Source organism: Streptococcus sp. WM07 (assembly GCF_004570525.1).
Taxonomy (GTDB): domain Bacteria; phylum Bacillota; class Bacilli; order Lactobacillales; family Streptococcaceae; genus Streptococcus.
In genome coordinates this window covers 1-9,255 of sequence record NZ_SPPZ01000060.1, presented here as the reverse complement: position 1 = coordinate 9,255, position 9,255 = coordinate 1, and the positions used below count along the sequence as shown (strand labels likewise).

The window sequence follows — 9,255 nt, the reverse complement described above, 5'->3', positions numbered from 1 at the left end:
TACTGGATGCAGACTCCTGCTGTCCACTCTATCTAAAAATCCCTCCCCTCTAAGGAGGGGAGGAAGAAGATTGTCTTTATTCTACATTGTCAGTTTTCAAGGATTCCACACAACTTGACAAAGAACCAAAAAAGGGAACATACACCGTGTATGTTCCCTTTTTAATGATTGAAATCTTTACAGTTAGGTAAGGATTTCCAATCTTAGACATTCTTTTTTAGGATTTTACTATTAATATCCCCAAGCAGCTAGGCCTTGATTACTGTAAGCATTGTAAGCCGCTTGAATTTGATCATCTACACTAGCAGTTGATCCCCAACCTGGCATAGTCTGGAAAAGTCCGCTTGCACCAGATGCATTGGCTGCATAGATATTCCCATTTGATTCACGAGCAATAATGTTTTCCCACGTTGAAGCGGATACACCTGTCAACTCTGCCATACGGGCTGCAGCATAGATTCCATGCTCCCCAGCAGTATTGCCATTAGCCAATACAGCTGAGCCCGCTACTGTGTTTGAATAATTTCCTTGAGCAGCTGGTAAACTTACAGGCGCTGCATAAGTATACGTTTCTGCAGTATTTGAAAGGGAAATCACTTCAATGGCTTCCTGCCGTGAAGCAGGTGTACTAGCCTGCGCTTGAACACCCATGCCTTCTTCTGTGAATTCAGATAGCTCTCCCACTTTTTCTGTAGTAACCTCGTTGTTTTCTTCTCTAGAAGCTGCTTTTTTATCTGAAAATGTAGATTTTCTTACTGAGCTCGATGAAGCTGCAGTTTCTGTCTTTTTAATAGTTGAAGACGTAGTTTCTTGACTTCCAGTATAGTTTTCTGCCAGTACAGTCCCACCAATTACAAGGGCAGAAGCCGCTGACAGGATTCCAAAATTTCTATACTTTTGTTTTTGATCTTTACGCATTCTTTTCTCCTTTTTTCCTACAACCTATCATACAGGCTGTTTATTACCTTTTCTTATAGAAAAAGTAACGTTTGTTACAAGGAGATGATATTTACACCCTTTTTTTGTAATAAAAGCTAATTTTTAAGGAAAAAGAGAGCCAGTGCTAGACAGACTAGTAAAAGAAGTGACAAGGTATCTCGAAAGTGCCATTGAAGTTTACGATAGCTTGTTCGTGGTAAACCGACCTGATAACCACGGGCTTCCATGGCTGTCGCCAAGGCATCTGCACGTTTAAAACTCGAAGCAAATAATGGAATCAAAATAGGAATAAAGGACTTGGCCTTTTGGACTAAATTCCCTTCTCCAAAGTCAACTCCACGCGCTCGCTGAGCATTCATAACCTTGACCGTATCATCCATCAAGGTTGGAATAAAACGTAAACTCATTGACAACATCAGACCAACTTCCTGGACTGGGAAATGAAATAGGTTTAAAGGCTTTAAGAGAGATTCAATCGCTCTTGCTAGTGTAAGAGGCATTGTTGTCAAGGTTAGAACAGTTGACCAGAGGACAATCGCTAGAAAACGGACAAATATGATTCCGGCTTGAGTCAATCCAGTATCTGTAACTGTCAACCAACCAAACTGAAACAATACTTCTCCTGAATTCAAGGTAAACAACTGGAAACTAATCGTAAAGAAGATGAGGAACCACATCGGTTTTAAGCCATCCCAATAGACTTTAATGGGTAAACCTGACAGTAATAAGAGAAGCCCTGTAACCAATAGAATGACAATATTAGTCATAAAATTATTGGCCCAAAATATCATGAGAACAAAGGCAAACATCCCTAGTAATTTAGCTCTGGGATCTAAGCGATAAATAACGGAATCACCGGGAATATAGCGACCTAAAATAAGCTTATCCATGATAGGACTCCTTAAATTCTGCTAGTGTTGTGGGGAGGAAATCAAACATCATTCCTTTTTCTCTTAATCCTAGAGCAAACTGGGTTACTTTCGGCAGACCTAGATGGAGTTCATTCATTCGCTCCACATCTTGAAAAAGATCTCTAGGCTGTCCTTGTGCTTCAAGTCGCCCATTTGAAAGAAGGTAGGCATAATCAGCATAATTAGCTACGTCGTCCATGAGATGAGTCACTAGGATAATTCCCATCCCTTCTGCATGTAATTTAGCAAATAACTGCATAAACTCTTTCCGCCCTGCGGGATCCAAACCAGCAGTTGGCTCATCAAGAACCAGTATTTCTGGTTCCATAGCTAAAATTCCTGCTAAAGCTACACGACGCATTTGTCCACCAGAAAGTTCAAAAGGACTACGCTCCAATAGTTCTCCATCAATCCCCACTAGAGCTAGTTTTTCTCTAGCTAATTGTTCGGCTGCTTCTTTAGAAACACCAAAATTTTGAGGGCCAAAGGCAACATCTTTTAAGACAGTCTCTTCAAACAACTGGCTTTCTGGAAACTGAAAGGCCATACCAATCCGTTTTCGAACCTGTTTAATGTCCTTTTGTTTTTTTCCAGCCTCTAAAATAAGAGTTCCAACTCGAACCTGTCCATTAGTCGGTAGTAAGAGGCCGTTAAGTAGTTGGAGAAGTGTTGACTTTCCACTTCCTGTATGACCAATAATAGCTGTGTAATTTTTTTCAGCAAGTTCTAGATTAATATCAAACAAGGCTGGTCCCTCGAAAGGTGTTCCAGCTTGATAGCTATAGCTTACTTTGGAAACTGTAATTCCCATAAATAGTCCTGCAATTCTTCTTCTGATAGGTAGCTAGATACATCTAAATCTAGTAGTTCTAGTAATTGGCGTGTAAAAGGAAGATCTAACCCTACATCCTCTAAATCTGGTCGTTGGAAGAGCTCATTAGGTGTTTGAATAGATTCCACTCGCCCTTTCTTCATAACCAAGACCCGATCACTTAGGCTTACTTCTTCCAAATCATGAGTGACGGATAAGACTGTAATATCTTGCTGTCTTCGAATCGCCGCGATAGTCTCCATCAGTTCTTTACGACCTTCTGGATCTAGCATGCTGGTCACTTCATCAAGAATGAGGATTTTAGGCTGTAAGGCTAGGACACCTGCAACGGCTACCCGTTGCTTTTGTCCTCCAGATAAGCGAGCAGGCTCTCGATCTCGAAATTCCCACATATTTACAGTCTTAAGTGCTTCCTCTACTCGCAAGCGCATATTTTCAGGGCTAACTTGATTATTTTCCAAGGCAAAAGCGACATCATCTTCGACTGTCGCACCGACAAACTGATTATCGGGATTTTGGAAAACAATCCCCATTTCTTGCCGTTTTTCCCAAATATTTTCAGGGGTTAATACTTGGTCATCTATCAAGACTTGTCCTTGATCGGCTTCTAATAGCCCATTTAATAGGCGTACCAAGGTAGATTTCCCACTACCATTATGTCCTACGATTGACAACCACTCCCCCTGTTTCACGTGGAACTCTACCTGATCCAGAGTAGGGAGAACATCTTCTTTTTGGTATCGAAAACTAAGATTGCGAACCTCAATACTATTTTTTTTCATTATTGAAACGTATCCTTAAATAAGAAGGAAGCCCCTTTAAAGTAATCATAACCTGAATAAAGGGTAAAGAATAAGGCGATGTAAAGCGTAATGTCAGCTAATAGAGTGAAATGGAATAGATAAAAAATAATGGCAAACATTTGGGAGAAGGTTTTGATTTTACCAGGCATTGCCGCAGCCAAAACCGTTCCTCCCTGCTCAACAAGAAGCAAACGCAAGCCTGTCACAGCTAGCTCCCGGCAAACAATGAGAGCTGCAATCCAAGCTGGAACAAACCCCAGTCCAACCAACAAAATGAAGGCAGACATAACCAAGAGTTTATCAGCCATAGGGTCTGCAAACTTGCCAAAATTCGAAACCACTTGCCACTTACGAGCCAAGTAGCCATCCAAATAATCTGTAAAACTAGCTACTGCAAAAATCAAAGCTGCAATCCAATGTAAATCGGAGCGATTCGGTAGACTAAGAATCAGAATAAAGATAGGAATCATGGCGATTCTTATGAGGGTTAAAAGGTTAGGGATATTTTCTTTTTTCATAAATAACTCACTCTTCTAAGCCCTCATCTTGAAGGCTTGATTCTGTATTAGTTGAAACTTCATCAGATGTGGAACTACTTTCTGATGAACTATCTTCGGATGAATTTTGAATAGCTGTTGAGCTTGTTCGCAAGACGAGTGTGGTTGTTTCCACAGGTAGATTCTCGAGTGAGACTTTTTCTCCATTTAGAGTCATTTCTACTAGGCTCAGATCTCCTAGTCCAATGTAAAATTCGTAATTGGTTACCAACTCCTCTGTGAAGCTTGGATTCGTTGAAGTTAAGGCTATTCCACTTGCAGCTGCCGTTTCAGAAACACTGACCCAAGTATCCGTGTTTTGAGACCGACTAATCTTCAATTCAACAGATTCACTAGCTCCTGCTGCTGTTACATACGTAACCCCAGCATGAGTGGAAACAGAAATGTCTAATTTTTCCTGTTGTTTTTCTTTATCTGCAACCTTCTCTTCCTGACTCGTACTAGAGCTCGTTATCGGGGTTTCAGAAACATGATTGGTCGAGTAATTCCATACAAAGTAACCAACTGACCCAAGAATTCCCAAAGATATAAGAACAAAATAAAATACAGGTAGGTAAGATTTTATCTTACGTCTTTCAATCCGTGTCGTACGTCCATATTCCTCATCTACTTCAATTTCATCATAGGCAACCATCGATCCATTTTCATAAGCCGCAAGTAAAATTTTATCGTCTAAGCCTAGTTCCCAAGCATATTTTTTGATAAACGAACGGGCATAAAATGGACTAGGTAACTGGTCAAAATCATTATTCTCAAGAGCCTCTAGATATTCAACTTGAATATCTGCAGCTTTCTGAATTTGACTCAACTTTTTTCCTTGATGAATACGTTCACGACGCAGTACTTCACCGATTGTCACTTTTCTCATATCAGGGTCCTTCTCTTTCTAGGTATAATTCGGTAAAACAGTAAAATCCATCATGTCGCAGGTTTCAATAAATTCACGTCCAACTTCAAGCACATCGACAAGATGAATATTAGGGAGGATTGCTGGAAGATCAAAAAGATTCAATCCCTCAATCCCAACTAAATAATTGTTAAATATAAAATCATAGTGATCCAATTGTCGGATAAAATCACCATACATCTCATTCTTCAATAAATCAAGGTGTTCTTCCGACAAATCAGCTGATTGTTCAAAACGTTTCACAATAGTCCTCAATTGATGAGAGAAGGAAACAGGTTCATCAGTGTCCAAGAAAAAAAATACATGGTGATAAAGCTCTTGAACTTCGATTTCAAATTGAAAAGAGTAATCAATCTTCCCTGAATCCAGTAAGTCTTGGTAACGTTGCGAAGTCCAACCTAGCAACAAGGAGAAAAACAATTGCAGCTTGACTTTGTAGACAAAGATTTCTTCTTGTTGTAAAGATTGATTCCCCCGTAAGCCAATGGCCAACTTTGCTTTTGAAACGTCCATGCGAATCGATTCTCCAGACTTTACAGATTGATAAGAAAGGGGATTTCGAAGAGGTCTTGAATCCGTCTGATTTGACAACCTCAAAACACTATCCTCCAACAACTCTATCAATTCCACAGGGTCAAAATCACCAATTAAAAACAGTTGCATGTTTTGAGCTTGGTAGTAATCTCTGTAAATTCTTTGTAAATCTGTTAAATTGATTTGTGATATCGACTCCCGACTACCTACAATCTCCATTGCCAATGGCGTATGTGGGTACATTCTAGCCAAGGCCTCGGTATACAAAACTTGATCTGGATCAGCTTTATACATTTCTAACTCTTGAAGGATAATTTCTTTCTCCTTGTCCACTGCTTTCGGAGATGTTGTAAAGCTAGATATCATTTCTAACAACAATCGTGTACTAGCAGAAATCTCCTTACTAGAGGAAAATGTGTAACCCGTATATCCAAAACTTGTAAAGGCATTACTATCAATTGCTGACTCTGTAAACTTGAGTAAAAAATCTTCTCCAGACTCTGTCTCGAAAATTTTGTGTTCTAAAAAATGGGGTAATCCAGCAGGCTCGCTTTCATCCCAATCTAGGCTACCAATATTGACGGTTAGTAAACCAGCTTGTTCTTTGAACTCTTTTTTAGGGAGCATCCGTAATAAAAAACCATTGGAAAAACGATAGGTAAACAAGGTCTCATCAATACTAGAAAAACGTTTTTCTTCGAGTTTTCTCATTCATTACTCCCTTCTAAAAATATCATTGACTGTAACTGTAAACTGCGAGCAACTGTTTGGATATCTTTCGCTGTCACTGTTTCCAAAGCTTTTTGAAATGAACCATCTAACCCATAGGCTGCTCCAAACATAGCCGTTTGATAGGTTCTCTCCACCATAGCCATTGGCGAATCCTCTACCTGGATCATGAGATCCAATAACATCTTTTTACTCATGAGTAATTGTTCTTCGCTAATGAAGCCTCTTCGTATGCGATTCATCTCTTGTCGAATCTGCTTAAAGATGACATTGCGATTCGAAGCCTCAAAACCTACATAAATTCGAAAAAGATGTGAAAATACATGGAGTTGACTCCCCACAGTATAGGCCAAGCCTTCCTCTTCTCGAATTTTTTGGAAAAGAAAGGAATGTGGGAACTGTCCTAACAAAGCATTTAACAAAACTAAAGCCGGGTAAGATTTTTCATCCCGAAAAATTGGCGTAAAATAGGCCAAATCCAAAACTGATTGTTGCCCCATAGCCTTCTGGAATCTCTCTCGTACGATTGAATTGACTGGCTGAAAATGATTAAAAGTGCTCAACTCTTCTCGAGCATTCAAATTCCAGCTCCGAATACGCTCCTTAACCACCTTTTCCGGAAATTCACCGAAAAAGATAAAATCAATCCTGTCCTCTCGCATCATCCGTTTAAATTCTCGGTAAGCAGAGCGAGCCGTTTCAGACTCAAGTAATTCCTTATTCCCATAATTTGACAAGGACAAGTCCGGATGATCATTGTAGAAAACTTTAAAACTTTCATTCCGAGCTTGACTAAAATCGTTTTCCTTCTCTCGCTCCACTACCTCTATTAAATTCTCTTGCTCAGTTTGAAACAAGGATGGAGCAAACGCATCTTCTTCAATTAAGGGAGTAAACAATACGGAGTAAATCAAATCAAAGATTCCCTCAATTAAAAACTGCTTCTTACTCAAAAAACGATCTTTTACAAAAATCAAATCGATGTCAACAACATGTAAATTTCCAATAACATGAACAGAAGTTGACAACTCAGCACCATATAAGGAGGATAGGTATCTCTGTAAATCCTTTAACCGAGGATAGGATTTATTGGCAGTTTCTAAGATTGCAGCCACAATAGCTCTCGCTGAGACAGAGTACCGAGACAAGGTAGATGTAAAGCGAATCTTGATAACATTGCTCTTGAATTTATGACTATTTATGACATGTAAATGTACGCCATTTACTAATTCCATAACCACCTCGAAATTAATTCTATATAGGATATCATTATACCACTAATCCCGTTAAAAACCCACTTTTCATACTAGAAAGCAGGAATAGAATCAGTATGCTATAATAACCCCAGAGGTATATTATGAACTACAAATTATTTGATGATTTTATTACGTTACAGGCACTACTAAAGGATCTTGGAATTATTCAAAGTGGAGGTGCTGTCAAAGCCTTCCTAGCAGAAAAAACAGTCCTCTTAAATGGCCAGGAGGAAAACCGTCGTGGTAAAAAATTATATCTTAACGACCACGTTTCTATTCCAGATTTAGATTTGACAATACAGCTTCAAGCACCAAGTTCTGAGGAACTCCTCGAACATCAGGAAGCCAAAAAAGAAAAAGAACGAATCGCTAAATTAGTAAAAGAACTTAATAAAAAACAGCCTTCCACTAAACCTACTCGGGACAAAAAGAAGCCTGTACGATTCCCAGGTCGCTAACTATGTGGTTAAAAGAACTTGAAATACACCAGTTTCGAAATTACAAGGATGTCAACCTTCAGTTTCAACCAGGACTAAACGTTTTCTTAGGCCAAAACGCTCAGGGAAAAACAAACCTTCTTGAAGCCATCTATTTTCTAGCCCTAACTCGAAGTCATCGAACTCGATTTGACAAGGAATTAACACAATTTAATTCGGATAATTTCCGTTTACAAGGTGTCCTCTCTAAGTTGACAGGGACTCTCCCTTTAGAAGTCTCTTGGACCAGTAAAGGACGAATGACGAAAGTCAACCATCTCCGACAAGCCAAACTTTCAAACTACGTTGGACATATGAATGTTGTCTTATTCGCCCCGGAAGATTTACAATTAATCAAAGGAAGTCCCAATCTCCGTCGTAAATTTATTGATATCGATTTAGGACAAATCAAACCTACTTACTTAGCAGAACTTTCTCACTACCAACATATCCTTAAACAACGAAACTCCTACCTAAAGTCTGCACAGAGCATTGATCCTCATTATTTGGACGTACTAGATGAACAATTGGCCCAATATGGAGCTAGGGTTATCCAGCACCGTCTTCAATTTCTAAATGATTTAGAGACGGTTGCTAAAAAACAACAAGAATATTTGTCTCAAGAAAATGAACATCTCACCATTCAATACGAAAGTTCGATTGATTTACAACTTGATTTACAATTTCTTGTCAAAGAATTGGCAGAAACACTTCTTCAAAAACGGCAAACCGATATCCTTAAAAGAACAACTAGCATCGGGCCCCATCGGGATGATGTTCAATTTGCAATCAATGGCATGGATGCTAAATTTGGAAGTCAAGGACAACAAAGAAGCCTCATCCTATCTTTAAAATTAGCAGAAATTCAACTTATTAAAGAGGTTACTCGAGAAAGCCCAATCCTTCTCCTAGATGATGTCATGAGTGAATTGGACAATCAAAGGCAAACAAAATTATTAGAAGCCATCAGTGGGGATATACAAACATTCTTGACAACTACTTCACTTGATCATTTACAAACTTTACCTATAGATTTACAAATTTTTAACATTCACCAGGGAGAAATTCTACCGGAAACACTATAAAAAGAGGCTGGGCAAAAACTAACTTATAAAATAAAAAAGCGAGCAATTCCAAACTAGAATTGCTCCTTTTCCATTTTATGCTTTATAATTATAATAACCACAAAACAACTAGAAAGACATAAAATGTATAAACAGTATAACACAAATCAACTCAGCCTTGAACTATCTATTGCTTGGGACATCCCTGAAACTCATGAAGCACGTCTCATTAGCCAGTTTGTAGACT

At 38.9% G+C, this 9,255-nt stretch carries 10 protein-coding genes; 2 read left to right on the top strand and 8 right to left on the bottom strand.

Annotated elements, in window-relative coordinates; genetic code table 11:
• Window positions 1–231 precede the first annotated feature (231 nt).
• The 8 genes from E4T71_RS07345 to E4T71_RS07310 form a co-directional block, all read right to left on the bottom strand.
• The gene (locus tag E4T71_RS07345) at window positions 232–918 is read right to left on the bottom strand and encodes a peptidoglycan-binding protein (RefSeq protein WP_135038544.1); all 687 of its coding nucleotides are present in this window, start codon (window positions 916–918) and stop codon (window positions 232–234) included.
• A 116-nt stretch (window positions 919–1,034) separates the two neighbouring features.
• Window positions 1,035–1,829 (bottom strand): energy-coupling factor transporter transmembrane protein EcfT, encoded by a 795-nt coding sequence (locus tag E4T71_RS07340; RefSeq protein WP_135038542.1) that lies wholly within the window; start codon window positions 1,827–1,829, stop codon window positions 1,035–1,037.
• Entirely contained in the window at window positions 1,822–2,661 is an 840-nt protein-coding gene (locus E4T71_RS07335) for an energy-coupling factor transporter ATPase (protein ID WP_135038540.1), read from the bottom strand. Before E4T71_RS07335 ends, E4T71_RS07340 begins: the two co-directional genes overlap by 8 nt.
• Window positions 2,637–3,464, bottom strand: coding sequence for an energy-coupling factor transporter ATPase (locus E4T71_RS07330; protein ID WP_135038538.1), 828 nt, complete (start codon window positions 3,462–3,464; stop codon window positions 2,637–2,639). The genes E4T71_RS07335 and E4T71_RS07330 overlap by 25 nt, the downstream gene beginning before the upstream one ends.
• Entirely contained in the window at window positions 3,464–4,003 is a 540-nt protein-coding gene (pgsA, locus tag E4T71_RS07325) for a CDP-diacylglycerol--glycerol-3-phosphate 3-phosphatidyltransferase (protein WP_135038536.1), read from the bottom strand. The genes E4T71_RS07330 and pgsA overlap by 1 nt, the downstream gene beginning before the upstream one ends.
• A gap of 7 nt (window positions 4,004–4,010) precedes the next feature.
• Window positions 4,011–4,910, bottom strand: a complete 900-nt coding sequence (locus E4T71_RS07320) for a helix-turn-helix domain-containing protein (RefSeq protein WP_135038534.1) — start codon at window positions 4,908–4,910, stop codon at window positions 4,011–4,013.
• 18 nt (window positions 4,911–4,928) lie between these two features.
• Window positions 4,929–6,194, bottom strand: coding sequence for a pitrilysin family protein (locus E4T71_RS07315; protein ID WP_135038532.1), 1,266 nt, complete (start codon window positions 6,192–6,194; stop codon window positions 4,929–4,931).
• A complete protein-coding gene (locus tag E4T71_RS07310; protein ID WP_135038530.1) occupies window positions 6,191–7,447 on the bottom strand; it encodes a pitrilysin family protein in 1,257 nt (418 codons plus the stop codon). Before E4T71_RS07310 ends, E4T71_RS07315 begins: the two co-directional genes overlap by 4 nt.
• Window positions 7,448–7,569: 122 nt before the next feature.
• On the opposite strand from E4T71_RS07310, the gene yaaA reads away from it, so the two are divergent.
• Both yaaA and recF read left to right on the top strand, forming a co-directional pair.
• On the top strand, window positions 7,570–7,926 hold the full coding sequence (gene yaaA, locus E4T71_RS07305; RefSeq protein ID WP_135038528.1) for a S4 domain-containing protein YaaA: 357 nt from the start codon (window positions 7,570–7,572) through the stop codon (window positions 7,924–7,926).
• Window positions 7,927–7,928: 2 nt separating this feature from the next.
• Window positions 7,929–9,029 carry a DNA replication/repair protein RecF gene (gene recF, locus E4T71_RS07300; RefSeq protein WP_135038526.1) on the top strand — a complete coding sequence of 367 codons (1,101 nt, stop codon included), beginning with the start codon at window positions 7,929–7,931 and terminating at the stop codon, window positions 9,027–9,029.
• The last annotated feature ends 226 nt before the right edge of the window (window positions 9,030–9,255 follow it).